The 26,649-nt window shown below is 31.3% G+C and carries 27 protein-coding genes, 2 tRNA genes and 1 other RNA gene; 25 read left to right on the forward strand and 5 right to left on the reverse strand.

What is annotated here, in order from left to right; all coding sequences use genetic code 11:
- Window positions 1-34: 34 nt before the first annotated feature.
- The 4 genes from C7N44_RS06545 to C7N44_RS06560 all read left to right on the forward strand — a co-directional run bounded on the left by C7N44_RS06545 (window position 35) and on the right by C7N44_RS06560 (window position 2,479).
- Window positions 35-700 carry a histidine phosphatase family protein gene (locus C7N44_RS06545; protein ID WP_105957113.1) on the forward strand — a complete coding sequence of 222 codons (666 nt, stop codon included), beginning with the start codon at window positions 35-37 and terminating at the stop codon, window positions 698-700.
- 186 nt (window positions 701-886) lie between these two features.
- On the forward strand, window positions 887-1,627 hold the full coding sequence (locus tag C7N44_RS06550; protein ID WP_105957114.1) for a MerR family transcriptional regulator: 741 nt from the start codon (window positions 887-889) through the stop codon (window positions 1,625-1,627).
- A gap of 164 nt (window positions 1,628-1,791) precedes the next feature.
- On the forward strand, window positions 1,792-1,974 hold the full coding sequence (locus tag C7N44_RS06555) for a hypothetical protein (protein WP_105957115.1): 183 nt from the start codon (window positions 1,792-1,794) through the stop codon (window positions 1,972-1,974).
- A gap of 34 nt (window positions 1,975-2,008) precedes the next feature.
- Window positions 2,009-2,479, forward strand: a complete 471-nt coding sequence (locus C7N44_RS06560; RefSeq protein ID WP_105957116.1) for a GNAT family N-acetyltransferase — start codon at window positions 2,009-2,011, stop codon at window positions 2,477-2,479.
- 626 nt (window positions 2,480-3,105) lie between these two features.
- Here the strand turns inward: C7N44_RS06560 and C7N44_RS06565 are convergent.
- Together C7N44_RS06565 and ssrA are read right to left on the reverse strand one after the other, a co-directional pair.
- Window positions 3,106-3,846 (reverse strand): alpha/beta fold hydrolase, encoded by a 741-nt coding sequence (locus tag C7N44_RS06565; protein ID WP_105957117.1) that lies wholly within the window; start codon window positions 3,844-3,846, stop codon window positions 3,106-3,108.
- A gap of 265 nt (window positions 3,847-4,111) precedes the next feature.
- Window positions 4,112-4,487: a transfer-messenger RNA gene (gene ssrA / locus C7N44_RS06570) on the reverse strand.
- Between the two features lie 121 nt (window positions 4,488-4,608).
- On the opposite strand from ssrA, the gene C7N44_RS06575 reads away from it, so the two are divergent.
- On the forward strand, window positions 4,609-5,271 hold the full coding sequence (locus tag C7N44_RS06575; protein WP_105957118.1) for a C39 family peptidase: 663 nt from the start codon (window positions 4,609-4,611) through the stop codon (window positions 5,269-5,271).
- Between the two features lie 49 nt (window positions 5,272-5,320).
- Here the strand turns inward: C7N44_RS06575 and C7N44_RS06580 are convergent.
- A tRNA-Glu gene (locus C7N44_RS06580) sits at window positions 5,321-5,394 on the reverse strand.
- A gap of 110 nt (window positions 5,395-5,504) precedes the next feature.
- Here C7N44_RS06580 and C7N44_RS06585 point away from each other — a divergent pair.
- From C7N44_RS06585 to C7N44_RS06600, 4 genes are all read left to right on the forward strand, one after another.
- Window positions 5,505-5,577 (forward strand) — tRNA-Gln (locus C7N44_RS06585).
- Window positions 5,578-5,833: 256 nt separating this feature from the next.
- Window positions 5,834-7,561 carry an ABC transporter ATP-binding protein gene (locus tag C7N44_RS06590; protein WP_105957119.1) on the forward strand — a complete coding sequence of 576 codons (1,728 nt, stop codon included), beginning with the start codon at window positions 5,834-5,836 and terminating at the stop codon, window positions 7,559-7,561.
- Window positions 7,561-9,378 (forward strand): ABC transporter ATP-binding protein, encoded by a 1,818-nt coding sequence (locus C7N44_RS06595; protein WP_105957120.1) that lies wholly within the window; start codon window positions 7,561-7,563, stop codon window positions 9,376-9,378. Before C7N44_RS06590 ends, C7N44_RS06595 begins: the two co-directional genes overlap by 1 nt.
- A gap of 124 nt (window positions 9,379-9,502) precedes the next feature.
- Window positions 9,503-10,510, forward strand: coding sequence for a serine hydrolase domain-containing protein (locus C7N44_RS06600; RefSeq protein ID WP_105957121.1), 1,008 nt, complete (start codon window positions 9,503-9,505; stop codon window positions 10,508-10,510).
- A gap of 23 nt (window positions 10,511-10,533) precedes the next feature.
- Here C7N44_RS06600 and C7N44_RS06605 read toward each other — a convergent pair whose 3' ends face one another.
- Window positions 10,534-11,244: a type 1 glutamine amidotransferase gene (locus C7N44_RS06605; protein WP_105957122.1), complete on the reverse strand. Its 711-nt coding sequence runs from the start codon at window positions 11,242-11,244 to the stop codon at window positions 10,534-10,536.
- Window positions 11,244-12,593, reverse strand: coding sequence for a Mur ligase family protein (locus tag C7N44_RS06610; protein ID WP_105957123.1), 1,350 nt, complete (start codon window positions 12,591-12,593; stop codon window positions 11,244-11,246). Before C7N44_RS06610 ends, C7N44_RS06605 begins: the two co-directional genes overlap by 1 nt.
- Window positions 12,594-12,768: 175 nt before the next feature.
- On the opposite strand from C7N44_RS06610, the gene C7N44_RS06615 reads away from it, so the two are divergent.
- The 16 genes from C7N44_RS06615 (at window position 12,769) to murA (ending at window position 26,591) form a co-directional block, all read left to right on the forward strand.
- Window positions 12,769-13,353 carry a thymidine kinase gene (locus C7N44_RS06615; protein WP_105957124.1) on the forward strand — a complete coding sequence of 195 codons (585 nt, stop codon included), beginning with the start codon at window positions 12,769-12,771 and terminating at the stop codon, window positions 13,351-13,353.
- A gap of 12 nt (window positions 13,354-13,365) precedes the next feature.
- A complete protein-coding gene (gene prfA, locus C7N44_RS06620; protein WP_105957125.1) occupies window positions 13,366-14,448 on the forward strand; it encodes a peptide chain release factor 1 in 1,083 nt (360 codons plus the stop codon).
- Window positions 14,441-15,283 carry a peptide chain release factor N(5)-glutamine methyltransferase gene (prmC, locus tag C7N44_RS06625; RefSeq protein ID WP_105957126.1) on the forward strand — a complete coding sequence of 281 codons (843 nt, stop codon included), beginning with the start codon at window positions 14,441-14,443 and terminating at the stop codon, window positions 15,281-15,283. The genes prfA and prmC overlap by 8 nt, the downstream gene beginning before the upstream one ends.
- 17 nt (window positions 15,284-15,300) lie before the next feature.
- On the forward strand, window positions 15,301-16,323 hold the full coding sequence (locus C7N44_RS06630) for an L-threonylcarbamoyladenylate synthase (RefSeq protein ID WP_105957127.1): 1,023 nt from the start codon (window positions 15,301-15,303) through the stop codon (window positions 16,321-16,323).
- Window positions 16,324-16,402: 79 nt separating this feature from the next.
- Window positions 16,403-17,644, forward strand: coding sequence for a serine hydroxymethyltransferase (glyA, locus tag C7N44_RS06635; RefSeq protein WP_105957128.1), 1,242 nt, complete (start codon window positions 16,403-16,405; stop codon window positions 17,642-17,644).
- 20 nt (window positions 17,645-17,664) lie between these two features.
- On the forward strand, window positions 17,665-18,297 hold the full coding sequence (gene upp, locus C7N44_RS06640) for a uracil phosphoribosyltransferase (protein WP_105957129.1): 633 nt from the start codon (window positions 17,665-17,667) through the stop codon (window positions 18,295-18,297).
- A 233-nt stretch (window positions 18,298-18,530) separates the two neighbouring features.
- Window positions 18,531-19,247, forward strand: a complete 717-nt coding sequence (gene atpB / locus C7N44_RS06645; RefSeq protein ID WP_105957130.1) for a F0F1 ATP synthase subunit A — start codon at window positions 18,531-18,533, stop codon at window positions 19,245-19,247.
- Between the two features lie 29 nt (window positions 19,248-19,276).
- Entirely contained in the window at window positions 19,277-19,489 is a 213-nt protein-coding gene (atpE, locus tag C7N44_RS06650) for a F0F1 ATP synthase subunit C (protein ID WP_105957131.1), read from the forward strand.
- A 44-nt stretch (window positions 19,490-19,533) separates the two neighbouring features.
- Window positions 19,534-20,070, forward strand: a complete 537-nt coding sequence (atpF, locus tag C7N44_RS06655) for a F0F1 ATP synthase subunit B (protein WP_105957132.1) — start codon at window positions 19,534-19,536, stop codon at window positions 20,068-20,070.
- A complete protein-coding gene (atpH, locus tag C7N44_RS06660) occupies window positions 20,060-20,602 on the forward strand; it encodes an ATP synthase F1 subunit delta (protein WP_105957133.1) in 543 nt (180 codons plus the stop codon). Before atpF ends, atpH begins: the two co-directional genes overlap by 11 nt.
- Window positions 20,603-20,633: 31 nt before the next feature.
- On the forward strand, window positions 20,634-22,160 hold the full coding sequence (atpA, locus tag C7N44_RS06665) for a F0F1 ATP synthase subunit alpha (protein WP_105957134.1): 1,527 nt from the start codon (window positions 20,634-20,636) through the stop codon (window positions 22,158-22,160).
- A 21-nt stretch (window positions 22,161-22,181) separates the two neighbouring features.
- Entirely contained in the window at window positions 22,182-23,084 is a 903-nt protein-coding gene (locus C7N44_RS06670; RefSeq protein ID WP_105957135.1) for a F0F1 ATP synthase subunit gamma, read from the forward strand.
- A gap of 33 nt (window positions 23,085-23,117) precedes the next feature.
- Window positions 23,118-24,524, forward strand: a complete 1,407-nt coding sequence (gene atpD, locus C7N44_RS06675; RefSeq protein ID WP_105957136.1) for a F0F1 ATP synthase subunit beta — start codon at window positions 23,118-23,120, stop codon at window positions 24,522-24,524.
- 12 nt (window positions 24,525-24,536) lie between these two features.
- The gene (locus tag C7N44_RS06680; protein ID WP_105957137.1) at window positions 24,537-24,956 is read left to right on the forward strand and encodes a F0F1 ATP synthase subunit epsilon; all 420 of its coding nucleotides are present in this window, start codon (window positions 24,537-24,539) and stop codon (window positions 24,954-24,956) included.
- Window positions 24,957-25,058: 102 nt separating this feature from the next.
- On the forward strand, window positions 25,059-25,277 hold the full coding sequence (locus C7N44_RS06685; RefSeq protein ID WP_105957138.1) for a DUF1146 domain-containing protein: 219 nt from the start codon (window positions 25,059-25,061) through the stop codon (window positions 25,275-25,277).
- Window positions 25,278-25,301: 24 nt separating this feature from the next.
- A complete protein-coding gene (murA, locus tag C7N44_RS06690; protein WP_105957139.1) occupies window positions 25,302-26,591 on the forward strand; it encodes a UDP-N-acetylglucosamine 1-carboxyvinyltransferase in 1,290 nt (429 codons plus the stop codon).
- Window positions 26,592-26,649 lie beyond the last annotated feature (58 nt).

The following is a 26,649-nucleotide window of genomic DNA, read 5'->3' on the forward strand; positions in this document are numbered from 1 at the left end:
GATATAATCATAAACAAACAGGGAGGTAATTATAATGAAAGAGTTTGACTTATATGTAGTTCGTCATGGACAGACTTATTATAATATATATCGTAAAATGCAAGGATGGAGCAACACTCCCTTAACAAAACAAGGCATTAATGATGCACAACAAATTGCAGATAAATTGTCTAATGTAAAATTTGATGCTATTTACTGTAGTGATATGGAAAGAGCTAGATACACTGCAAAAACTATTTATGATAACAATCTTTATCGTTCAAATGATCATAATATCATTGATACTCCTTTATTAAGGGGAGTGTTTTATGGTTCCTTTGAAGGTAGTAATATTGATACAACTAATTATACTTTAGCTGCTTCTAATAAATACGATTCTTATTCTAAAATGGTTAATACATTAGGATTAGATGGCATAAAAGATTCTTTTCACGAAATGGATCCATTCCAGCAAGCAGAAAATAGCGAAGATTATTGGAAACGCTGGGATAAAGGACTTCAAAAAATTATAGATAATCCTAATATACAAAATAATGGAAAAGTATTGTTGGTTAGTCATGGGCCAGCAGTGCTTAGTTTAGTTGATCGATTCGCTAATGGTAAATTTGATGTTAGTCAAAGACCGCAAAATGGGAGCTTGACTAAGCTACGCTTTACTTCAAAAGGTAATTTTGAGGTAACTGGATATAATATTAAATAGAAAAATTGTAATTATTTATATCATTATGAAAAATATAGCTATCCAATTTTATTTGGATAGCTTTTTTTGACTTCATTATATTTTTGTTGATGTACTACAATATTAAACTTTAAAATATTTTTGTAATTTATGTTGACCATTACGCTAGGTTATAGAAGATAATGAATTTGTTGGAGGGATAGTACTATGAAATATTCAACAAAAAATATAGCTGATATGTCCGGACTTACAGTTAGAACTTTACATTATTACGATGAAATAGATTTACTGAAACCCAAAAGATCATTAAATAATTATCGAATATATGATTCTGATGATGTAGTTATCTTACAAAGGATATTATTTTATAAAGGGTTGGGATTTAGTCTTGATAGAATAAAGACTATTTTATCTTCAAGTAATTTATCATTCTATGATGAATTGCAAACCCATATTGATAATCTTTTGATAGAGAAATCTAAAATTGATAATACTATTAAAATGATTAAAAGGATTCAAAAGGGGGATGAAAATATGAATGATAATGAAAGACTAGAAATTTTTAAGCAAAATAAAATTGAAAACAATGAAAAAAATTATGGAAATGAATTAAGACAAAAGTATGGGGATGATTTTATAGATTCATATAATCAAAGTTTTGCTAATTTATCTAACAATAACATTGATGATTATAATAATATTGGTAGAAAAATAATTGATTTATTAATTAATAGTATTAAAAATAATGATAAAAGTCATTATAAGGATATCTTTAATTTACACCAAAATTGGTTGAAGCTAATTAATAAAAATTATAGTAAAGAGTATCACATTTATATGGCTAAAATGTACTTGGATGATGATAGATTTACTAATTATTATGATTCTAGAGCTGGTAAGGGTGCTGCTAAAAGATTGAGTTCAATTATTATGGAATATTTAAAGTGATTTTTAATATTGAGTATCTTCTATGGGGATGCTCTTTTTTATTATAAGGGAGTTTAATTTACTGAACATCATTAATTAGGCAATGTAGAATTTTGTTTCTAAGTGAAATAGATTAATCTATTTCATTACACTGTGTTATTATTTTATTTATAGGAGTGATATTTATGATTTACATAATTGGTTATACTGTTTCACTAATAGGATTGCTTATGTTGCTTTTTAGTTGGAAAACATTCTTTCCGAAGTTAGATAAATTACAAAAATTTGCATTTTCTATTCTATCCCTAGGTATAATTGTTCCAATGATATATGGATTTGTTATAGGATTTATTAGTAATATTAAATAGCTTTTTACAAATGATTTATAGGATGTGAACCTATATGAAAATTAGATTATTTAAAAATGAAGATGCAATTGATTTATCTAAACTTGTTGCTAAAACTATGAAGATTAGTAATTCTAAGGATTATAGCTTAGAATATCTAAAAAAGGATATCTCTGAAAGAACACCTGAATTTTTTATTGACAGATCTAAATATTTGCATTGTTATGTTTTCTTAATTAATAACAAAATTGTTGGAACTGGATCGATTGGTCCGTACTGGGGTAAAAAAGATGAAAGTAGTTTATTTAATATATTTGTAGATCCAGTTTTTCAAGGACAAGGTATCGGTAAAAAAATTATTATAACTCTTGAAAATGATAGTTATTTTAAGCAAGCTAAAAGAATTGAAATACCTTCATCTATTACTGCAGTAAATTTCTATATAAATTTAGGCTATACTTTTAAAGATAATATTAAAAGTATAGATAAAGAAGGTCTATTTAGGTTAGAGAAGTTTAATGTTTAATTGAAATTAAAATTCTTTTCAATTGATTATCAATAATGTTGATAATCTTTTTTATTTTCATGGATTTTTGGTACTTTACTTTATATATTATTCACCTTAATGTTTATTTTGTTTGCTATTCACGAAGTGTAATTTTTACTAATTAAAAATGGTAGTGGGATTATAACATAACCAGATAAAAAAACTACTGATAATTAAACCAGTAGCAAATGGTGAATTTATACAATATATACATAAGCTTATATTATGTATATTTATTAAAATAAATTTTGAATCGAAGAAAATGCGTTTATAATTCCAACGATAATAATAAAAAACATTAATGAATAGAATAACTTAGCATTACTCATTATCTTATTTAAAGACCCGCCAAATAAAATAATTATTATAGCAATTGCTATTAATGTTAAATTTAATAAAACTAACAAACCGTTAATTTCCTCTATACATTAATTGAACTGTCAAATAACTTGAAAATAATATTTAAATATCTTAAATATAAATTTATATTGTTATAATAACATTACAATAAGCTCTCCTTAAAAAAGTATATTGCTAATATAACAGTCTTTTATATTTACATATATTTATCATACTATTGTCTAATGATTGTGGTATTTTTATAGCTATGACATTTCATGATATTTTAAAAAGTCTAAAAATAACATCTTTACTAGTTCTTCTTTATCTATCATGATATTATGTCCAGCATTATTTAATATTAGTATTGAACCATTTACATAATTGTTTGTAATATCATAATATTGGTCCCTATAGCCTACGACTTGGTCCTGCTTTCCAGCAACTAATAAGGTAGGTATAGATATTTTGTTGTGGTTATTTTCTTCTGAATATCTATAGTTTTTATTCAACATCTTTAAGAAATTTGAATTACTGTGTTTTATTCCTGGAAGTATTAAATCGTTATATAAATGCCAAGTTGAGTCATTTACTATGACATTCATTGAAATAAAGTCTTTGTAATTCTTATCTGAGATTATATTTACATCAGTTATTTTTCCTACATTATAATGTTTTTCTGTTAATCTATCTTTTTTATTAGCTTTTACTACCGGACATGTTAAAAATAATTTTAATACTTGCTGTTTTAGCTTTATTGATATGAATTTAGCTATATATCCACCATATGAATGTCCATATATTATAAATTTATTGTTTCCTATTTTATTTTTAATAAATGTGATTATTCTTTGGATAATGCTTGCGCTACTGGGATTGGTTTCTTTGCTTTTACCCATTCCTGGAAGATCAATATAAATTCTATTAAAAGATGTATTCTTAAGAAAGCTTTCAAAAAAACTTATTGTAGAAGTACTATCTAAACCTAAACCATGTATAAATATGATAGGTGTTCATTTACCGAATTCTGTATAATTAATAACTGCATTCATATGAACAACTCCTTTTTATTATTATATACTAAAAAACCACTCAAAAGAGTAGCTTTCTCATCGCATCTTACACGAATAATTATTCTTCATATTTATGGTTTCTATGCTGTTATAATTTATTTAAACTGTACATAATTATTTTATTTTTGATACCAAAACAAAGAAAAAGCCCGTTGCTATGGTAAAATTAAAACCAATAACAACGAGCTTTTTTATCATCTAATGGAGTCGGCGGGATTTGAACCCGCGTCCGAGCATATCGCCATTCGAATTTCTACGCTCATAGGAATATTATTTAAATTTCACTAATCAAAACGCCATACACCAAGGCTATCATGGTTAGCTAACCCGATTAATCTCTTCTATCAACTTCAGGTGGGAGTTGAATAGCGTAACCTATTTCATATAAAACCCAATGTTAACCCATAGGTAAAGCTAAATCGGATTGCTACAAGGCGCCTATTAAGCAGCCATTAAAGTAGCGTTGTTTGAATTATTGTTTGCAGTTATAATTTAAAACTGGACGGTTTTGCGTAGACGCCGCTACGTAACGCCATTCGAATTCGAACTATACCCGTCGAATCCATAACGACCCCAAAACTTACATAACTAATTTTACCATATTATATGACTGTGTAAAACATTTATAATTCTTAGCATAAAATATTAATAAAAACCGCTAATTATTGTTATAATTATTATATTGAGGGTGAATTAATGAAAGCAAATGCAATCGCAAGTGAAAGAATAAATCCTTTCTACGTGAGGTTGAAACATCTCAAAATGGAAAAATGGTACGTTAATGAAATGCAAGAAGATAAAAGCAAACGTTGTTCATTTTCCAAAGAAAATAATTATAATAAGTTAGAAATAGATAAAATTGGATTTTATAAAAAACAATTATGGTTCCATTTTTGTGGAGTTGTAAATGAAGGCTGGGTATCTCATAAATTTGTTCGTAAAAATTATCGTTTATTGAAATTGCATTTTAAAGTTGATCATCAATATGATAATGCAATTATAGCTGCACAAAATTTGTTATCATATTCAGGATATGATCTATCCATTGGTAGTGTCATTAAATTTATTGAAGATAAGCATTCCTATGTTCCTAATGATTTCTTTAGACTATTTATTAATAACAAGGGTTCATTTAAACTACTTAATAATAAGTCATATCGTCGAATTAGGGGCCAGTTGTTAAGAAATCGCCCAGTTGTAATGTGGTTAGATAATAATGAACATTGTGTAATTTTAATTGGATTTAATCGTAAGGTATTTTTTTATAAAGATGCATATGATGGATTAAATAAAACAATTACTGTTAGTCAGCTTACTCATAGATGGAAAAAAAGTGGGTATTTAGCATTTAGTTATTAAATCATAGAAAAACAAAAGGCAAGTCGTTTAACGACTTGCCTTTTTATAATCACCCGCATGGGTCTCGAACCCATAACTCCGCCTTGAGAGGGCGACGTCTTAAACCAGTTTGACCAGCGGGCAATAAATATTAACAATAATCATGTTACTTTAAAATAATTAAATTGTCAATCTATCAATAATGTTGACAGTTTTATCACATAAGTTTATCATTAATAAATGTAATACATTTTTGGGTATTCGCCAAATTGGTAAGGCAGCGGACTCTGAATCCGCAATCTACTGGTTCGAGCCCAGTATACCCAATCATTCAACGTCGCAGTTTGCGGCGTTTTTTATTTTTTAATATTATTTTATAGTAACTATTTTATATAGATGGAAGTTCTTTTATTTCAATTTTGGTTCATAAATATTAGAATATCATTAACTGCATTTGTATCAATGCTTATAGATATATTTTTAAATTACAATTAATATACTTTTAAATTATTTTTTTAAGTATATAATTATCTTTTGCATTTTTCAATATTTATAAATAATTAAAGAAGGAGTGATTATTGACATGATAAGATTAGCTAAGAAATATCTAGTTTGGAGTGCAGTCTTAGCGGCTGTGCTATTTTTAGTGGTTCAGGTATCTTGTGATCTATATTTACCAACCGTTACTTCCAATCTAATTAATAATGGGGTAGCTAAAAATAATGTTCCTTACATCTGGAGTGAAGGATTTAAAATGTTATTTGTTACCTTTATTGGTGTAGTTGCTGCTGGTGGAAATATTTATTTTGCAGCAACTCAGTCTCAAAAAATGGGCAAAAAGATTCGTTCAGCTATGTATCGTAAAATAATGTATTTATCTGATCAAGATTTAGATAAATTTGGGGATGCCTCATTAATTACTAGAAATACAAATGATGTTGTTCAAATCCAAAATGTAATGATTCAGGTTTTAAGAATGATGATTATGTCACCAATTATGCTAATTGGTGCAATGTCTTTGGCATTCTTTAAGAGTCCTCGTTTAACCATCGTCTTCTTTGCTGCATTGGTTGTTTTAGCAATTGTAGTTTCTATTATTATGTCCTTTGCTGGTCCAATGTTTAAAAAGTTACAAGGACAGACTGATAAATTAAATTTAGTATTTAGAGAAGGCTTAACTGGTGTTAGAGTAATTAGAGCTTTTAATCGTGATGATTATGAACAAAAGCGTTTTGATAAATATAATACTAAATATGCTAGTACCGGAATTCGTGTATTCATGTTAGTTTCTTTAATGTTCCCATTGATGACTTTTATTTTAAGTGGAACGAATGTTGGAATTGTATGGTTTGGTGCAAAAATGATTGCTAATAGTGGATTAGATGTTGGTAATTTAGTTGCATTTATGACTTATGCTACCCAAATCTTAATTAGTTTTATGATGCTATCATTCCTATTTGTATTTATTCCTAGAGCACAGGCATCTGCTTCACGTATTAATGAAGTTTTTGATGTTAAAAATTCAATTAATGATCCTAAAGATCCTAATAAAGTTGGAAAGGGTAATAATACTTTAAGTTTTGAGCATGTTGATTTTAAATATCAAGATGCTCAAAATCTTTCCTTAAAAGATATTAACTTTTCAGCAAAAGCGGGTCAAACAGTTGCTGTGATTGGTGAAACTGGTTCTGGTAAATCAAGTTTAATTGATTTAATTCCAAGATTATATGATGTTACCGCTGGGGCTATTAAAATTGATGATACTAATATTCAAGATATTGCTCAAAGTAATCTTCATTCTTTGATTTCTTTAACCCAACAAAAAGCAGTTTTATTTACTGGAACAGTTAAAGAAAATATGCAATATGGTAATGAAGATGCAAGTGATGAAGAAATATGGCATGCATTAGATCTAGCAAAAGCTTCTGACTTTATTAAAGAGGAAGGTGGCTTAAATGCTAAAGTTGAACAAAATGGTGAAAACTTCTCTGGTGGTCAAAAACAAAGATTAGCAATAGCTAGAACTATTTTAAAAGATGCTGCTATTTATATTTTTGATGATTCATTCTCAGCACTTGATTTCAAGACTGATGCTAAACTAAGACAAGGTCTAAACGAAGACGATAAAATTAAAAATGCAATTACTGTAATTGTTGCTCAAAGAATTTCTACCGTTGCCGATGCAGACTTAATTCTAGTTTTAAATAATGGAGAATTAGTAGGTGCTGGAAATCATAAAGAATTATCTAAAGATAATCCATACTATAAAGTTATTTTAGACTCTCAAATAAAGAAGGGAGAATCCAAATAATGGAAAATAACAATAAAAAACGTGCTGATAACTTTTGGGGATCCACTTGGCGTTTAATAACCTATGTCAAACCATGGTTGCTTGGAATTATTGCTACTTTAATCATGGCGGTTGTCGCAACAATTTTGCAAATTGTTACTCCCAAAATTTTAGGTGAAGCTACTACTGAAATTTATAAAGGGATTATGAAGGCTTTTGAAATGAAAAAGTCAGGTTTGCATGTTGGTCGTATTCCAATTGACTTTGGTGCGGTTGGTCATATTTTATTAATAGTGGGATTATTATATGTTGCTGCTGCTTTATTTAACATGGGGCAACAATTTATCATGACTTATATTTCTCAAAAAGTGGTTTATCAGTTGAGAAAAGATATGAAGGCTAAATTAAAGCGTTTACCAATTTCGTATTATGATACCCATTCTAATGGGGATGTTATGTCCACAATGATTAATGATATGGATAATATTTCTACGATGCTACAAACTAACTTAACTCAGTTAATTACCAGTGTATTGTTATTCTTTGGGGTACTCTACATGATGACAACAATTAGTTGGTCTCTAACATTAGTAGCTTTGTGTACGTTCCCATTAATTGCGGTTATTGTAGGAATTGTTACTCCCCGTTCACAAAGGTTTTTTAGTAAACAACAAAAACATTTAGGTCAAGTTAATAGTCAAGTTGAAGAAAACTTTGCTGGTCGTAATATTATTAAAACCTTTAATCGTGAAGAAGAAACTATTCAACAATTTGAAAAAGAAAATGATAAATATTACCAATCTGCTTGGAAAGCTCAATTTGTTTCAAGTTTTATTTTTCCATTGATGAACTTTGTTAAGAATTTAAATTATGTATTCGTTGCAGTATTTGGTGGAATTAAAGTTGCGGCTGGAACTATTGCTTTAGGTAATGTCCAAGCATTTTTACAATATGTAAATATGTTTAATCAACCAATTACTAATTTGGCTAATTTAACTAATACCATTCAATCAACCATTGCTTCTGCTGAACGTATTTTTAAGATTCTTGACGAACCTGAAATGAATGATCAAACGGTTAATAATAAAATTGAAGATACTGATGATGAAATCACTTTTGAAAATGTTGATTTTAGATATTTACCTGACACACCGTTAATTCAAAATTTTGATTTACACGTTAAGCAGGGAACTACGGTTGCCATTGTAGGACCAACTGGTGCTGGTAAAACTACTATTATAAATTTACTTGAGCGCTTTTATGATATTGATTCTGGTTCTATTAAGTTCAAAGGCAAGGATACAAGGGACTTTAGTAAATCAGAATTGCGTTCACATATTTCAATGGTACTTCAAGATAGTTGGCTATTTACGGGTACTGTTCTAGAAAATATTAAGTATGGTAATGCTAATGCAACTGATGAAGATGCCTATAACGCAGCTAAAGAGGCACAAGCAGATGGCTTTATTCAAAAGCTGCCAGATGGCTATGAAACTGTTTTAAATGAAAATGCTACTAATATTTCACAAGGCCAGCGTCAATTAATAACCATTGCACGTGCCTTTGTTGCTGATCCGGAAGTACTTATTTTGGATGAAGCAACTAGTTCAGTTGATACTAAGACGGAATCATTGATTCAACAAGCTATGGATAAATTAATACAAGGTCGTACTAGTTTCGTAGTTGCTCATCGTTTATCTACAATCCAAAATGCTGAAAAAATCATTGTAATGGATCATGGCCAAATCATTGAAACTGGTGATCACAATTCATTAATGAAACAAAATGGATTTTATGCTGATTTATATAATTCTCAATTTATAGGTAACAATTTATAAAGTGAGCATTTAAAATAAAATCAAGTTATAATGTAATTAAATAAAACACTTTCGATAAATCATTATTTTTATGATGTAAATTTGAAAGTGTTTTTTATATGAAAAAATAAATCAGGTGAAAAGCATGCATTATCCAAAAACTATAGAACTGGTAAACAAATTAGTTAATGATGGGGTTGTTCCTGGAGTTAATTATGCTTTTATTGATGGCAATAAAAGTGAAAGACATTTAGTCGGTGACAGTGAATTAATACCTAAAAAAATAAAATTAAAAGACAATTTAATATATGATATGGCATCCATTACTAAAGTAGTGGGAACGACAATGGTAATTTTAAAGTTAGTTGATAATCATCAAATTAAAATGGAAGATTCTATTAGTAAATATTTACATCAATGGAAATATCCAAAGATAACAATACGCAACTTGATCACCCATACTTCTGGAATTGAGGGATACATTAAAAATCGAGATACTTTAAGCCATGATGAACTAATTGATGCATTACTTGGTTTGAAAGCAGGCAAAGGCTTAAATCATGAAATGCATTACGCTGATGTAAACTTCATTTTTCTAGGCTTAATTGCTAAGAAAGTTACAGGACAATCAATCCAAAAATTAATTACTGAATGGGTGTTAAAACCAATGCATATGAATAATAGCTCTTTTGCCCCTAAAGATAAGAATAAGTGCGTTCCCACCGTTTATGATGAAAAAAAAGGATTATTACGAGGATCAGTTCATGATCCTAAAGCACGAGTTTTAGGTGAAGATTGTGGATCAGCAGGGCTGTTTAGTAACATGGATGATTTAATTAAATTTACCCATTCTATTCTATATCCTGATGATAATCCGATTATTTCATCATCGTTAGTAAAGCAATTCTATGATGACCAAACTTATTCTCATAACTTGGGACGTAGTTATGGATTTGAATTAATTCATTATCATGGGATGAAAGTAATTTGGCAATCTGGTTACACTGGCACCTTTATGGTTATGATTCCAAAATTAAAACGAGCAATGATTTTCTTATCAAATCGAGTTCATCCAAAAGCACCAAATGAATATTATATCGAAAGAAGAAAACCGCTAATTGAAACTTATTTAGATGAAAATAAAAACGCTTAGAAATAATTTCCAAGCGTTTTTTATTAATAAGATTTTTCAACATCCATTTTTTCTAATTTTGTAAAGTCATCATTAGGATAACGTCTTTTTAGTGCTTTAATTAAAATATGTTTAGCAATAATATTATTTCTAGCTAAAATTGGTCCATGAAAGTAGGTACAATAAACATTTTTGTAAATAGCACCTTCAGCTTTATCTTGACCATTGTTACCATAACCTTTTTCAACATCACCTAAAGGACGTTCTCCTTTGCCTGTGTAAGTGACACCTTGGTGATTTTCGAATCCATGGTATTGTTCACCAGTTTCTTCATTTTTAATTAAAATGTTACCAATGAAACGATTATCATGTTGTTGTTCTGTGTAATGATCTAGAACTCCAATGCCAGGAATTTTATCGCCATTAGCATCAATATAATATTTACCTAGTAGTTGAAAGCCACCACAGATTGCTAATAGGCAACCATCTGATTCAATAAATTTTTTAATTTCGGCTTTCTTAGTCTGAATATCTTTCGAAACAATCGTTTGTTCAAAATCTTGACCACCACCAAATACGGCAATATCATAATCATCTGCTTTAAAATCTTCATCTAAGCTGACTACATTTGATTGAACATCAATTCCCATTTTTTTACCATAATATTTTAAAACTAAAATATTACCTAAATCACCATAAGTATTCATTAAGTCTCCATATAGATGAGCAATATTTAGTGTGTATTTATTTTCCATTACTCAATACCTCCCTTAATGTATCCTTTTTCTGCAAAATCTTTTCTAAGCTGCATCATTGCAGTATAAGTAGCTAAGATGTAAACCTTGTTTGTTGGTAAATTAGGGATATCTTTGACTACTTTTTCTAAATTTGGTTCCACATCATGAATTCTTTCATCAACACCAGCTACTTTTAATCTAAAGGTAATATCACGATATCTTTCACCGCCAGTAATATATTTTTTAATTGGCATGTTCTTTAAACGTTCAAATTCACCATCCCAAATCCAACTAGTATCGATTCCATCAGCATAGTTAGCATTTAATAAACCAATAAACGAAAATGCTTCTTTTTCTTTTGAAATCATGTCAATAACTTGGTTTAATCCAACTGGATTTTTTACTAAAATTAAAGTAACTTCTTTGCCTTCGACATTAATTTGTTCCTGGCGACCAAAGACTCTTTCATTAGAATTAAAAGCTTCAGCAGCTTTTGCAGGTTCAATACCTAAAAAGCGCCCAACTGAATATGCAGCTAGAGCATTATAAATGTTATAAACTCCGCCAATACCAAGGGATAATTCTTGTCCATCAACTTTAAATGATGATGAATTAGGAGTTAGTTGACCCAATTTTGTTAGTTCATGACTTAACATGGGACGCTTAAATCCACAGTGAGGGCAGAAATAATTACCTAAATTAGCATAACTAATATAATGATAATGCAAAATATTTTCACAAACTGGACATAAAATACCATCAGTATTAGGTTCTGCTTTCATATCTTTTTCATCATTATGATTTTTAAATCCATAATATATTTTAGGGTTAGGTAAATCTGCAGAATTAAAGATAGGGGCATCACCGTTAGCAATAATAGTTGCCTTTGGTGCTAACTTAACTCCATCAATAATTTTTTTATAGGTGGTATATATTTCACCATAACGATCCATTTGATCTCGGAAGATATTTGTAAATACAAATGCAACGGGTTTAATATATTTAGTTAGCTTAACTACGTTAGCTTCATCTACTTCTAAAACTGCAAGTGGACGTTTATTTTTATTATTTTTGGCTTTTAAAAAGGTAGTAACTAGTCCCTGTTCCATATTAGATCCAGAGGGATTGGTTAATACATTATCGTATTTTGTTTTTAAAACTTGAACAGTAAGAGCAGTGGTTAAAGTCTTACCATTAGTACCGGTAATAACAACTACGTCATAATTTTTTCCTAAATGTTCTAAGATAGCAGGATCAATCTTAGTAGTTATTTTTCCTGGTAATGAACTTCCGCCATTCATGAAAGTATGTAAGAACCAATATGATGATTTTCCAGCAATAGTTGCTAGTTCGCTTCTAAGTGACATTTTAAATGCGCTCCTTATTGATATAATATCCAAAATTTTATCATACTTTACCATTATAGACCGTAAAAGTGCATATAAGTATGTCAATTTCATTAACTTTATTTCATACTATCGAAATTACTCTTTAAATCAGCTATAATAATAATGAAAATAAAAAGAGAAAGCGAGTTGTACCATGGCTCAACTATATTATCGTTATGGGGCAATGAATAGTGGTAAAACTATTGAAATTATTAAAGTTGCTCATAATTATGAGGAACAAGGTAAATCAGTAATTATTATGACTAGTGCTCTAGATACCAGAGAAGAAAGAGGAACTGTTTCTTCAAGAGTGGGTTTAAGCAGAAGTGCGCATATAATTGATACTGAATCTGATTGTTTTGAAATGGTTAAAGCAATTAATCCAGATGCCAGTTGTATCTTAGTTGATGAAGCACAATTTCTAAGCAGGGCAAATGTACTACAATTTGCTAAAATTGTTGATGAACTTAATATTCCAGTAATTGCTTTTGGATTAAAAAATGATTTTCAAAATAAATTATTTGAAGGATCTGAAAACTTACTTCTTTATGCAGATAAAATCGAGGAAATGAAAACAATTTGTTGGTTCTGTGGTAGAAAAGCCATCATGAATTTACGCTTTCATGACAAAAAGCCAGTTTATGAAGGAGAACAAATTCAAGTTGGTGGTAATGAATCATACTACCCAGTTTGTCGCAAACATTACTTCAATCCACCATTAGATTTAATCGGAAAGTGAGGACTTTAATTTATGGATGAAATATTTGAAAAGTTACAAGCGGTGGTTGACCGTTATGATGAATTAAATGAATTAATTAGTGATCCAGAAGTGATTGCTGATACAAAACGTTTTATGGCTTTATCTAAAGAAGAAGGTAGTCTTCGAGATATTGTTAGTGAATTTAATAAATATAAAAAGATTACTGCTCAGCTAGATGAAGATAAAGAAATGTTAGCTGAAAAGTTAGATGATGACATGAATGAAATGGTTAAAGGTGAAATTAGTGATCTTGAACCACAAAAAGAAGAATTAGAAGAAAAAATGAAGATTATGTTGTTACCTAAAGATCCTAATGATGATAAAAATATTATTATGGAAATTCATGGCGCTGCTGGTGGTGACGAAGGTAGTTTATTTGCTGCTGATTTATATGATATGTATATTCGTTACGCTGAAAAACAAGGTTGGAAAACTTCTATTATTGATCAAAGTGATACAGAGGTTGGTGGTTTTAAAGAAATTGCCATTATGATTCAAGGTGAAAAAGTTTACTCCAAACTTAAATTTGAAAATGGAGCTCATCGTGTACAACGGGTACCCGCAACTGAATCAGCTGGTCGTATTCATACTTCAACCGCTACTGTTGGGGTAATGCCTGAAGCTGAAGATGTTGATATTGATATTGACCCTAAAGATATTAAGACTGATGTTTATCGTGCCTCTGGTGCTGGTGGACAACACGTTAATAAAACTTCATCTGCAGTTAGAATGACCCATTTACCTACTGGAATTGTAGTTGCTATGCAAGATGAACGTTCACAACAACAAAACCGTGCCAAAGCAATGCAAGTTTTAAAAGCTCGTGTTTATGATTATTATCAACAACAAGAAGAAGATAAATATGATTCAGAAAGAAAGGCCGCTATTGGGACGGGTGATCGTTCCGAAAGAATTAGAACCTATAATTATCCACAAAATCGTGTAACCGATCATCGTATTGGCTTAACTTTAAATAAATTAGATAAAGTGATGAATGGAGACTTGGACGAAATTATTGATGCCTTAATTGTTTCTGACCAAGCTAAGAAGTTGGAGCAATTAAAGAATGAATAAAATGACATACTTTGAAGCCCAAAAAAGGGCTTCTTTGTGTATAGAGGACAAAAATTTAGATAAAGAAGTTGCCAAGTTTTTAATGATGGAAAGGTTTAATTTAGATAATACTCATTTATTGCTTCATTATCGTGATGAAATGGATGAGAAAGATTTAAAGCAATATTTTGATGATATTGATCGGTATATTGATGGTTATCCACCACAGTATATTATTGGTAAAGCTAATTTCTTTGGACATGAATTTTATGTCGACAGTAATGTTTTGATTCCACGTCCAGAAACAGAAGAATTAGTTGAATGGGTTTTATCAGATCATTCTTCTAAGAATAAACGTAATGTTTTGGACATGGGGACGGGCAGTGGTGCAATAGCAATTTCATTAAAAATAGAAAATAATGATTGGAATGTCGATGCTGCTGATATCTCAGGTGGTGCTTTATCAGTTGCAAAGAAAAACGCTAAAGCCAATCAAATTGATGTAAAATTTATTAATAGTGACTTATTTAAAAACATAGATAAATTTTATGATGTAATTGTAAGTAATCCTCCTTATGTGGCAGATGATGAGCTGAAATATATGGATAATAGTGTTATTAAATATGAACCGCATGAAGCTTTGTTTGCTAAAAATCATGGCTTATTCATATATGACAGAATTGCTGACTATATTAAATCTATTTCATCTAATCATCATGGTGATTTGTATTTAGAAATTGGTTTTAAACAAAAAAATGCAGTTGTTGATATTTTTAGCAAAAAAATACCAGCTGCTTTAATTACTACCAGGGATGATTTTTATGGTAATCCTAGAATGGTAAGAGTGAGATATTAAAAGGAACGTGATAAATTATGGATACAAATATTTATACTAAAAAAGATTTAAAACTTGCGGTCAAAGATATTAATGATGGTCAGTTAGTATCATTTCCTACTGAAACTGTTTATGGCTTAGGTGCAGATGCTACCAATGAAAAGGCAGTTAAAGCAGTTTACGCTGCCAAGGGTCGTCCAAGTGATAATCCTTTAATTGTGCATGTAGATGGTCCTGATATGGTTAAAAAATATGCACAACCACTATCACCTGAAGCACAAAGTTTGTTAGATACTTTTTGGCCAGGACCATTAACGATTATCTTTAAATTAAAACCTAATGTTTTATCTAAAGCAGTTACTGGTGGCCTAGATACAGCTGCTTTTAGGAATCCTAATAATGATGTAACATTATCATTAATTAGAGAGGCTGGAGTGCCAATTGTAGGTCCTTCAGCTAATACTTCTGGTAAACCTAGTCCAACTAGGGCAGAACATGTTTATCATGACTTAAAAGGTAAAATTGCCGGTATTTTAGATGATGGGGAATCTAAATACGGGGTTGAGTCTACAGTTTTAGATATGTCAACTGACAAACCAGCTATTCTTAGACCAGGCGCAATCACTGCTGATCAAATTGCCAAAGTCATTAATAAATCTGTGCTGGATCAAAGAACTAAGGTTGCAGATGATCAGGTTCCTAAAGCTCCTGGTATGAAATATAAGCACTATGCACCTAACGCTCAAGTTTACATTGTTGACGATGAAGACAATTGGCAAGAAGCAGTTGATTGGGCTGCTAAACAGGATCATCCGGTGGGAATTATGGCAGATAATCGTAATATTGATGACTATAATTGGTCCGATAATGTTGAAACGTTTAGTTTAGGTGATAACGTTAATTCTGCTAGTCATTTGTTGTTTGCAGGACTAAGACATTTTGATAATGAGCCAGAGGTTAAATCTATTTTAACCCAAGCTTTCTCATCAGATGGAATTGGTGAGGCTTATATGAATAGATTGAATAAATCAGCGGGTCAAGTTCATTTTCATTTAAAATAAAGATGCATTTTAACTATTTATAATTTATACTTTAGATGTAACTTATATTTAGTAACCTATATTTGGAGGAGAGAACGCCATGAATTATGATTATGTAAATGTAGATAAAGAATTGTGGGATGCAATCCATAATGAAAAAGATAGACAGGAACATACTATTGAACTGATTGCCTCTGAAAACATTGCTTCAAATGCCGTGATGGCAGCTCAAGGTTCTGTGTTAACTAATAAGTATGCTGAAGGTTATCCTGGCAAGAGATACTATGGCGGTTGTGAATTCGTTGATGTTTCTGAAAGCTTAGCAATTGATCGTGCTAAAAAATTGTTTGATGCTGAATATGTAAATGTACAACCACATTCAGGTTCTCAAGCTAATCAAGCTGCATATGCTGCATTTTTAAAACCTGGCGATAAAATCTTAGGAATGGATTTAAACGCTGGGGGACATTTAACTCATGGCGCTAAAGTTAACTTTTCTGGAAAAATTTACAAATCATATTCTTATGGATTAGATCCTGAAACGGAAGAATTAAACTATTCTGCTATCTTAGAAGAAGCTAAAGAAATTAACCCACAACTAATTGTTGCCGGAGCTTCTGCATATAGTAGAACTATTGATTGGAACAAGTTTAGAGAAATTGCTGATGCAGTGGGAGCATATCTAATGGTAGATATGGCTCATATTGCAGGTTTAGTTGCAACTGGATTACATCCAAGTCCAATTGGCATTGCTGATGTTGTTACAACAACTACTCATAAAACCTTAAGAGGTCCTCGTGGTGGAATGATTTTATCACAAGCAAAATATGCTAAAAAATTAAACTCTTCTTTATTCCCTGGTACCCAAGGTGGTCCTTTAGAACATGTGATTGCTGGTAAAGCAGCTTGTTTCTTTGAAGATTTACAGCCATCATTTAAAACTTATTGTGAACAAGTTATTAAGAATGCTAAGGCAATGGCCGATGAATTTAATAAGTCTTCAAATATTAAAGTAGTTTCAGGTGGAACTGATAATCATTTAATGGTTTTAGATTTAACTAATACGCAATTAAATGGTAAGGAAACTCAATCATTACTAGATACATTAAAAATTACAACTAATAAAGAAGCCATTCCTGATGAAAAATTAAGCCCATTTGTTACTAGTGGATTAAGAATAGGAACTCCTGCAATTACTTCTCGTGGCTTTAATGAAGATGATTCACGTGAAGTTGCTAGATTAATATCTAAAGCAATCGAACATCATGATGATGCATCTGCTTTAGATGAAGTTAAAGACAAAGTTCGTTTATTAACGAGTAAACATCCAATTTTTAAATAGAAAAAGAGGTATTATATTAAATGGGTAATTTTGAAGTTATGAATCATCCGTTGATTCAACATAAGTTAACAATTATTAGAAATAAAGATTGTGGAACTCGTGAATTTCGTGAAGTTGTTGATGAAATTGCTACTTTGTTAGCATTTGAAGTTTCTCGTGATATGCCATTAGAAGACGTTGATGTTAAAACTCCAGAAGGGGTTGCACATGCAAAACGCTTAGCCGGTAAAAAAGTGGCTGTTGTGCCAATTTTAAGAGCAGGTATTGGAATGGTTGATGGAATTCTAAACTTGATTCCTGCAGCCAAAGTTGGTCATATTGGAATGTATCGTGATGAAAAAACATTTGAACCCCATGAATATTTTGTAAAGCTACCTAATGACATTGATAAAAGACAAATTTTTGTTGTTGATCCAATGCTAGCTACTGGTGGTTCAGCTATTATGGCAGTAGATGCTTTAGTTAAACGAGGTGTTCCTGAATCTAATATTAAGTTTGTTTGTTTAGTCGCTGCTCCAGAAGGGGTTAAGGCTTTGCAGAAGGCTCATCCTAATATTGATATTTATTCAGCTGCACTAGACGATCATCTAGAAAATGGTTATATTGTTCCTGGTCTAGGAGATGCTGGTGACAGATTATTTGGAACTAAATAATTATGATAAGAAGTTACTGTTTTTTTGCAGTAACTTCTTTTTTTGTATATAATAATCAACAATTAATATACATATTTTATTTTAGCTATGTTTATTGATTTTTGTTTTGAAATAACCATCGAATGGTGGTAAGATTTTAATGTATTTTATAATAAAATACATCATCTTAGAGTTCATACTTACATCGTTTTTGTTAATGATGTATAGTAAGCTAAGAAAAGGGGTGATATTCTGTGAATGAACCTGTTTCCACTTTTAAGCTTTTTGGTTTAACCTTTGATATTGGTAACATGGTTTCTTTAGTTGTAGTTGCTGCAATCGTATTTTTCTTTATATTTGCTTTATCTAGAAAACTACAAATTAAGCCTACTAAGAAACAAAATGTTTTAGAAATGATAGTTGAATATACAAATGGTTTATCTACAAATTCGCTTTCCGCAAAGAATGCTAAGCCTTATGGTTTATATGCTTTTGTTTTATTTGTATTCTTATTTATTTCTAATCAATTAGGACTATTCCTAGAAGTTGCTTATAATGGGGTTACTTATGTAAAAAGTCCCACTTCCAATCCAGTTGTCACTATGACATTGGCTGTAATGGCTTTGGGTCTGGCTCATTTTGCAGGAGTTTCAAAATTAGGCTTTAAAGGGTACTTTTCAAGTACATATTTAAAGCCATTTAAGTTATGGTTACCACTGAATATCTTTGAAGAGTTTGCGAACTTTCTAACTCTTGGCTTGCGTCTATTTGGTAATATATTCGCTGGTGAATTGCTACTTGGAATGGTTAGTAACTTAGTTGTTACACATGGAGTAGTAATGGTTATTCCTGGATTCATTTTAGGAATGGCATGGGTTGGTTTTTCAATCTTTATCGGAACTATTCAATCATTAGTTTTCGTAATCTTAACTTTCGTTTACATTTCTCAAAAGATTCAACCTGAGGAATAATTTTTTCTATTTTTAAGGAGGATTTTATCATGGGAGCAATTGCTGCTGGTATTGCCGTAGCCGGTTCTGCTATTGGTGCAGGTATTGGTAATGGTGTTGTTATTTCTAAATATCTAGAAGGAATGGTTAGACAACCAGAAATGACTGGTCAATTAAGAACTAACATGTTTATTGGTGTTGGTTTGGTCGAAGGTTTACCAATCATTACATTAGTTATGGCATTTATCTTAATGAACAAGTAATTTTTATATAAATATAACTTTTTTAAGTAAGGAGGTGTCAATAGATGCTTTCACAAACATTGTTTTCTTCTGTTGCTGCAACAGAAGAAGGTGGACTAGCTATTGGTAATATTATCTTTACTGCTATTGTATTTATTGTATTAATGGCATTAATTAAGCACTATGCATGGAAACCATTATCTGATGTAATGGCTAAGCGTGCTGATAAGATTTCTAACGATATTAGTTCAGCTGAAAAGTCTCGTAAAGATGCTGAAGAATTAGCTAAAAAACGTGAAGTTGCTTTATCAAAATCACGTGATGATGCTAATGACATTATTAATAATGCTAAAGATTCAGCACAAAAACAAAGTGAACAAATTGTTTCTGAGGCTAGAAATGATGCACAAAGTGTTAAAGCTTCTGCTCAAAAAGATATTGAGCAAGAAAGAAAAGATGCTTTGGCTAACACTAAAGATGATGTAGCAAACTTATCTGTTGAGATTGCTTCAAAAATCATTCAAAAAGAATTAAAGTCTGATGATCAAAAAGCATTGATTGATTCTTATATTGAAGGGTTGGGGAAGCAAAATGCTAGATAAGATTACATTTGCAAAACGTTATTCAAAAGTAATTTTTGAACTATTAGATTCTGATAATCAAGTTGAAGATGGTTATAATGAATTATTGCAAATCAAAAAAGTATTTGAAAATAATTCAGATTTAGGCAATTCTTTAACTGATGTTAGTTTCCCAAAAGAATATAAAAAGAATTTAGCTAAACCTTTGATTGAAAATGTTGATATTGATGTTATTAAAAATCTATTGAATGTTTTGTTATCAACTAATAATATGGATGAAATTACTATGATTGTTGATGAATTTGAACAATTATATGATGAAAAGAACAAGATCGTTCGTGCAGTAGCAATTACTGCGATTCCATTATCAGATGAACAAACAGCAAAATTATCCGATACTTTTAAAGCACGTATGAACGCAGAAAAAGTTATTTTAAATAACAAAATTGATCAAAGTATAATCGGTGGTGTAGTTATTAAATCATCGAACGTTATTTTTGATGGAAGTGTAAGTACAAAGATTAATAGTATTAAGAAACTTCTATTAAATTAATAACAATATCTATCAAAGAGGTGAAACTTTTATGAGCATTAAAGCTGAGGAAATCAGTGCTCTAATCAAGCAACAATTAGCTGGCTACAAAGATGAGCTATTTGTTGATGAAACAGGTATCGTTACTTATGTAGGTGATGGTGTTGCTCGTGCTCATGGCTTAGATAATGCTTTATCTGGTGAGTTGCTTGAGTTTGAAAACGGGATTTTCGGTATGGCTCAAAACCTTGAAAGCAATGATGTAGGTATTGTTGTTTTAGGTGATTGTACTGGAATTCGTGAAGGCGCTACTGTAAAACGTACTGGCCAAATCATGGAAGTTCCTGTTAGTAAAGATATGATTGGTAGAACTATTAATTCATTAGGTCAACCAATCGATGGTAAAGGTGATATCAAATCTGAATCATCTCGTCCAATTGAAAAGAAAGCACCAGGAATTATGGACAGACAAAGTGTGTCTGAACCATTACAAACTGGTATTAAGGCAATTGATTCATTAGTTCCTATTGGTCGTGGTCAACGTGAATTGATCATTGGTGATAGAAAAACTGGTAAAACTTCAGTTGCTATTGATACAATTTTAAATCAAAAAGATCAAGACATGATTTGTATTTATGTTGCAATTGGTCAAAAAGATTCAACTGTTCGTTCGCAAGTTTCAACACTTGAAAAATATGGTGCAATGGATTACACAATTGTATTATCTGCCGGTCCATCAGAACCGGCTCCATTGTTATACATTGCTCCTTATGCAGGTGCTGCCATTGGTGAATACTTTATGAATCAAGGTAAGCATGTTTTAGTTGTATATGATGATTTAACAAAACAAGCTAATGCTTACCGTGAATTATCACTTATTCTTCGTAGACCACCAGGTCGTGAAGCTTATCCGGGTGATATTTTCTACACTCATTCACGTTTACTAGAACGTGCTGCTAAGTTATCAGACAAATTAGGTGGCGGTTCAATGACTGCTTTACCAATTGTTGAAACTCAAGCAGGGGATGTTTCTGCATATATTCCAACCAATGTAATTTCTATTACTGATGGACAAATCTTCTTAAATTCAGATATGTTCTATTCAGGTACTCGTCCAGCTATTGATGCTGGTACTTCAGTATCTCGTGTTGGTGGAGATGCACAAATTAAGGCTATGAAGAAAGTTGCTGGTACTTTAAGACTTGATTTAGCATCATATCATGAACTACAAGCTTTTGCTCAATTTGGTTCTGATTTAGATGATGCAACTCAAGCTAAATTGAATCGTGGAGCTCGCACTGAAGAAGTTCTAAAACAACCTCTTCATGCGCCACTACCAGTTGAAAAACAAGTGATTATCTTATATTGCTTAACTCATGGACATTTGGATAATATCGAAGTTGACGACATTGCTCGTTACCAAAATGAATTATTCGAATACTTTGATGCTTCACACCGTGACTTATTAGATTCAATTGTTGAAACTGGTCAACTACCTGATACTGATAAGTTAGATGAAGCAGTTAATGCTTTTGATAATTCATTTCAACCAACTAAAAAAGATACACAAAATAACTAGCTTGAAGGATGGTGATAACTAATGGCTGAATCTATTAATGAAGTTAAACATCGTATTGCATCAACAAAAAGTACACATCAAATTACAACTGCAATGCAAATGGTTTCGACTGCCAAGCTAAATCGTATTCAAAAGCATTCAGTTTCATATGAACAATATGTTTCTCGTGTTAAGTCTGTTGTAATGCATTTGGCTCAGTCACATTTGTTAGACAACATTAATTCCTCAAGTAATGCAGACTCAGGTAAAGCTAAAAAGACTGCATATCTAGTTATTACTTCAGATCGTGGAATGGTTGGAAGTTACAATAGTAATGTAATTCGTGAAGCCAATGCATTTATTGAAAAGAATACTCCTAATACTGATGACTATATGATTTTAGCTGTCGGTGGTAATGGAGCTGATTTTTACAAGAATCGTAATGTTAATGTTGCTTACGAATATCGTGGTGTTTCTGATATTCCTACGTTTACTGAAGTCAGAGAAATTGTTAAAACTGCTAATTCTATGTATGAAGATGGTGTATTTGACGAATTATATGTTTGTTATACTCATTTCATCAATAGAATTTCTTCAGAATTCAGGGCTGAAAAAATGCTACCAATGGATAGTGAAGCTATGAATGAAGGAGCAAGTAAAGATGTTAAAACATCAAAAATTAGTGCGGAATATGAAGTTGAACCTGATAAACAGGCAGTATTGAAGTCTATTTTGCCTCAATATGCCCAAAGCTTAGTTTTCGGTGCTATTCTTGATGCTAAAACTTCTGAACATTCAGCAAGTTCATCAGCTATGCAATCTGCATCTGATAATGCTGAAGATTTAATTTCAAAATTAGAATTACAATATAATCGTGCAAGACAAGCTGCTATTACTACTGAAATTACTGAAATTGTTGGTGGTCAAGAAGCACTTAAGCACTAATAACAAAAGACATGATGGGAGGAATTAACGAAAATGAGTACTGGTAAGGTTATTCAAGTTATTGGACCAGTCGTTGACGTTGAATTCCCAACGGACGCTGAATTACCTAATATTAATACTGCACTTAAAATTAACAAGGGCGAAAACGACAGTTTAATTACTGAAGTTACTCTTGAATTAGGTGACGGAGTGTTAAGAACTATTGCTATGGACGGAACCGATGGTTTGCGTCGAGGCATGGAGGCTGAAAATACAGGCGCACCTATTTCTGTACCTGTTGGTGAAAACACTTTAGGTCGTGTATTTAACGTTCTTGGTGAAACAATTGATGGCGGTCAAGAATTTGATAAAGATGCAGAACGTTGGCCAATCCATAGACAAGCACCATCTTATGATCAATTAAATCCATCTGCTGAAATTCTTGAAACAGGAATTAAAGTTATTGATTTATTAGCACCATACATTCGTGGTGGTAAAGTTGGATTGTTCGGTGGTGCCGGTGTTGGTAAAACTGTTTTAATTCAAGAATTAATTCATAATATTGCTCAAGGTCATAACGGTATCTCAGTATTCACCGGTGTTGGTGAACGTACTCGTGAAGGTAACGATATGTACTTTGAAATGAAAGAATCAGGTGTTCTAGATAAGACTGCCATGGTTTATGGTCAAATGAACGAGCCACCTGGTGCACGTATGCGTGTTGCTTTAACTGGTTTGACAATTGCTGAATACTTCCGTGATGAAGTAGGTACCGATGTTCTATTATTTATCGATAATATTTTCAGATTTACTCAAGCTGGTATGGAAGTTTCCGCATTACTTGGTCGTATTCCATCTGCCGTTGGTTATCAACCAACATTAGCTACTGAAATGGGTCAATTACAAGAACGTATTACATCAACTAAGAAGGGTGCTATTACATCTATTCAAGCTGTTTATGTTCCTGCCGATGACTATACTGACCCTGCTCCAGCTACAACATTTGCCCATTTGGATGCAACTACTAACTTGGAACGTTCATTAACTCAACAGGGTATTTATCCTGCTGTTGATCCATTAGCATCAACATCTTCTGCTTTGGATCCATCAATTGTTGGAGATGAACATTATAAGGTAGCTACTGAAGTTCAACAAGTATTGCAAAGATATCATGAACTTCAAGACATTATTTCTATCTTAGGTATTGATGAATTGTCAGACGAAGAAAAGACGATTGTTGGTCGTGCTCGTCGTATCCAATTCTTCTTATCACAAAGTTTCAGTGTTGCTGAACAATTTACTGGTTTACCTGGTAAATATGTTCCAGTTGATCAAACTGTTGCTGGATTTAAAGCTATCTTAGATGGTAAGTATGATGATCTTCCTGAAGATGCATTTAGAAACTGTGGTCCTATTGAAGACGTAGTTGAAAATGCTAAAAAAATGAAGCAAAATAACTAAGGAGGGTTCTAATTGGCTGATAACTCAGTATTGACCGTTAGTATCGTAACTCCTGATGGTAAAGTATATGAATGTGAAACTGCTACATTAGTTGTTGTTAGAACTATGAGTGGTCAATTAGGAATTATGCCTAATCATATTCCTGTAATTGCTTCATTGGAAGTTGACGAAGCAAAAGTTAAGCATGACGGAAAAGAAGATGAAATTGCTGTAAATGGCGGTTTCGTAGAATTTTCTGATAATAATTTAACTATTATTGCTGATAGTGCTGAAAGACAAGGAGACATTGATGTTGATCGTGCTTCTAAAGCTCAACATCGTGCTGAAGAACATATTAGAGAAGCTCGTGAAAAACACGATAATCAAGAAGTCTTACGCAGTCAAGTTGCCTTGAAAAGAGCTATTAACAGAATTAATGTTGCAAAACATTAGTTTAAAGACCTACAAAGTTTTTGTAGGTCTTTTTTTACATATTTTGTAAAAAGACAAAGTCGTATTTTTATGGTATAGTTTTGATAAGAAAATGGTGAAAATATGCAAATAATAAACATTAATAACATAATAGATATAATAATTCAGCTATTTTTTATTAGTATATCTTTTTGGTGTATAAAAGATATTCATTTAGAGAAATATATTTACATGCATGAGAATCAATTTAAACTTTTAATAACATTGTTGTCCATAATGATTGGCTTTTCTTGTGGATCATTTTTTATATGGATAATTAATATATTTTATAGTTTTAGCTGATTAGTTTAATTAGGAGGTCTACCATTGGATAAAATAATTGTAAATGGTGGTAATAAATTATCTGGCGAAGTTAATATTGAAGGTGCTAAAAATGCAGTTTTACCAATTATGGCATCAGCTATTTTAGCAGATGAAGATGAAACAATTTTAAATAATGTACCACTACTATCTGATGTTTTTACAATGAATAAAGTTTTAAGATATTTGAATTTAGATGTTAATTTAGATTCTGATAATAATTCTATGCGTTTGAGTGCTTCAAATAATATTTTACCTGAAGCACCTTTAAAATACGTTTCTAAAATGCGTGCATCGATAGTTGTTATGGGACCATTATTGGCTAGACTAGGACATGCTAAAGTTGCATTACCTGGTGGATGTGCTATTGGATCTAGACCAATAGATATTCATTTAAAAGGATTTGAAGCTTTAGGAGCTAAGATTAGTCAACATGATGGGTATGTTGAAGCCTTCTCAGATGATGGCCTTAAGGGTGCTAATATTTATCTAGATTTTCCTAGTGTTGGTGCAACTCAAAATCTTATGATGGCTGCTACTTTAGCTAAAGGTGAAACAATTATTGAAAATGTTGCTAGAGAACCTGAAATTGTTGATTTAGCTAATATTTTAAACAAAATGGGTGCAAAAATAACCGGTTCTGGCACTAGCAAATTAAAAATTGAAGGTGTAAGTCACTTACATGGGACAACGCATAATGTATTGCAGGATCGTATTGAAGCCGGCACTTTTATGGTTGCTGCTGCATTAACTAAGGGTGACGTTTTAATTAAGAATGCTGAGCCTCAATACAATGAACCTTTAATTTCTAAAATGAGAGAAATGGGCGTAATTATTAAGGAAGAAGAAAATGGAATTAGAGTTATTGGACCAGATAAGCTAAAGCCTGTGGACATCCAAACATTGCCATATCCAGGTTTTCCAACTGATATGCAACCACAAATGATGGTTCTGCAATTGGCCTCTGATGGTACTAGTATGTTAACTGAAACGGTTTTTGAAAATCGATTTATGCATTTAGGCGAGCTTAGTCGTATGAATGCTAAATTTCATATTAATGGTCAAACTGTTATTTTAAAGGGACCAACTGAGTTTAGTGGGGCCGAAGTTTCTGCAACTGATTTAAGAGCAGCAGCAGCACTAGTTTTAGCAGGTTTAATATCAGATGGTCAAACTCAAGTTACTAATTTAAAATATTTAGATCGTGGATATTATGATTTTCATGATAAATTAAAAGACTTAGGTGCAGATATTGAACGTGTTTCTCTGAATGAAAAAAATGAAGTTGTTCAATAATTTTTGTAAAAATAATCTAATATCTTAAATAGCATGTTCTATAAATATGATATAATAT

This window comes from Apilactobacillus quenuiae (assembly GCF_002994005.1).
GTDB classification, from domain to species: Bacteria; Bacillota; Bacilli; order Lactobacillales; family Lactobacillaceae; genus Apilactobacillus; species Apilactobacillus quenuiae.

Bases quoted from the DNA above. Each gene is read 5' to 3' on its own strand.
- atpA (WP_105957134.1), top strand. From the start codon at position 20,634: ATGAGCATTAAAGCTGAGGAAATCAGTGCTCTAATCAAGCAACAATTA.
- prmC (WP_105957126.1), top strand. From the start codon at position 14,441: ATGAATAAAATGACATACTTTGAAGCCCAAAAAAGGGCTTCTTTGTGT.
- C7N44_RS06600 (WP_105957121.1), top strand. From the start codon at position 9,503: ATGCATTATCCAAAAACTATAGAACTGGTAAACAAATTAGTTAATGAT.
- C7N44_RS06605 (WP_105957122.1), bottom strand. From the start codon at position 11,244: ATGGAAAATAAATACACACTAAATATTGCTCATCTATATGGAGACTTA.
- C7N44_RS06550 (WP_105957114.1), top strand. From the start codon at position 887: ATGAAATATTCAACAAAAAATATAGCTGATATGTCCGGACTTACAGTT.
- glyA (WP_105957128.1), top strand. From the start codon at position 16,403: ATGAATTATGATTATGTAAATGTAGATAAAGAATTGTGGGATGCAATC.
- atpD (WP_105957136.1), top strand. From the start codon at position 23,118: ATGAGTACTGGTAAGGTTATTCAAGTTATTGGACCAGTCGTTGACGTT.
- C7N44_RS06615 (WP_105957124.1), top strand. From the start codon at position 12,769: ATGGCTCAACTATATTATCGTTATGGGGCAATGAATAGTGGTAAAACT.
- C7N44_RS06555 (WP_105957115.1), top strand. From the start codon at position 1,792: ATGATTTACATAATTGGTTATACTGTTTCACTAATAGGATTGCTTATG.
- C7N44_RS06560 (WP_105957116.1), top strand. From the start codon at position 2,009: ATGAAAATTAGATTATTTAAAAATGAAGATGCAATTGATTTATCTAAA.
- atpE (WP_105957131.1), top strand. From the start codon at position 19,277: ATGGGAGCAATTGCTGCTGGTATTGCCGTAGCCGGTTCTGCTATTGGT.
- prfA (WP_105957125.1), top strand. From the start codon at position 13,366: ATGGATGAAATATTTGAAAAGTTACAAGCGGTGGTTGACCGTTATGAT.
- C7N44_RS06670 (WP_105957135.1), top strand. From the start codon at position 22,182: ATGGCTGAATCTATTAATGAAGTTAAACATCGTATTGCATCAACAAAA.
- atpF (WP_105957132.1), top strand. From the start codon at position 19,534: ATGCTTTCACAAACATTGTTTTCTTCTGTTGCTGCAACAGAAGAAGGT.
- C7N44_RS06595 (WP_105957120.1), top strand. From the start codon at position 7,561: ATGGAAAATAACAATAAAAAACGTGCTGATAACTTTTGGGGATCCACT.
- C7N44_RS06545 (WP_105957113.1), top strand. From the start codon at position 35: ATGAAAGAGTTTGACTTATATGTAGTTCGTCATGGACAGACTTATTAT.
- C7N44_RS06575 (WP_105957118.1), top strand. From the start codon at position 4,609: ATGAAAGCAAATGCAATCGCAAGTGAAAGAATAAATCCTTTCTACGTG.
- C7N44_RS06685 (WP_105957138.1), top strand. From the start codon at position 25,059: ATGCAAATAATAAACATTAATAACATAATAGATATAATAATTCAGCTA.
- C7N44_RS06590 (WP_105957119.1), top strand. From the start codon at position 5,834: ATGATAAGATTAGCTAAGAAATATCTAGTTTGGAGTGCAGTCTTAGCG.
- C7N44_RS06610 (WP_105957123.1), bottom strand. From the start codon at position 12,593: ATGTCACTTAGAAGCGAACTAGCAACTATTGCTGGAAAATCATCATAT.
- upp (WP_105957129.1), top strand. From the start codon at position 17,665: ATGGGTAATTTTGAAGTTATGAATCATCCGTTGATTCAACATAAGTTA.
- atpH (WP_105957133.1), top strand. From the start codon at position 20,060: ATGCTAGATAAGATTACATTTGCAAAACGTTATTCAAAAGTAATTTTT.
- C7N44_RS06630 (WP_105957127.1), top strand. From the start codon at position 15,301: ATGGATACAAATATTTATACTAAAAAAGATTTAAAACTTGCGGTCAAA.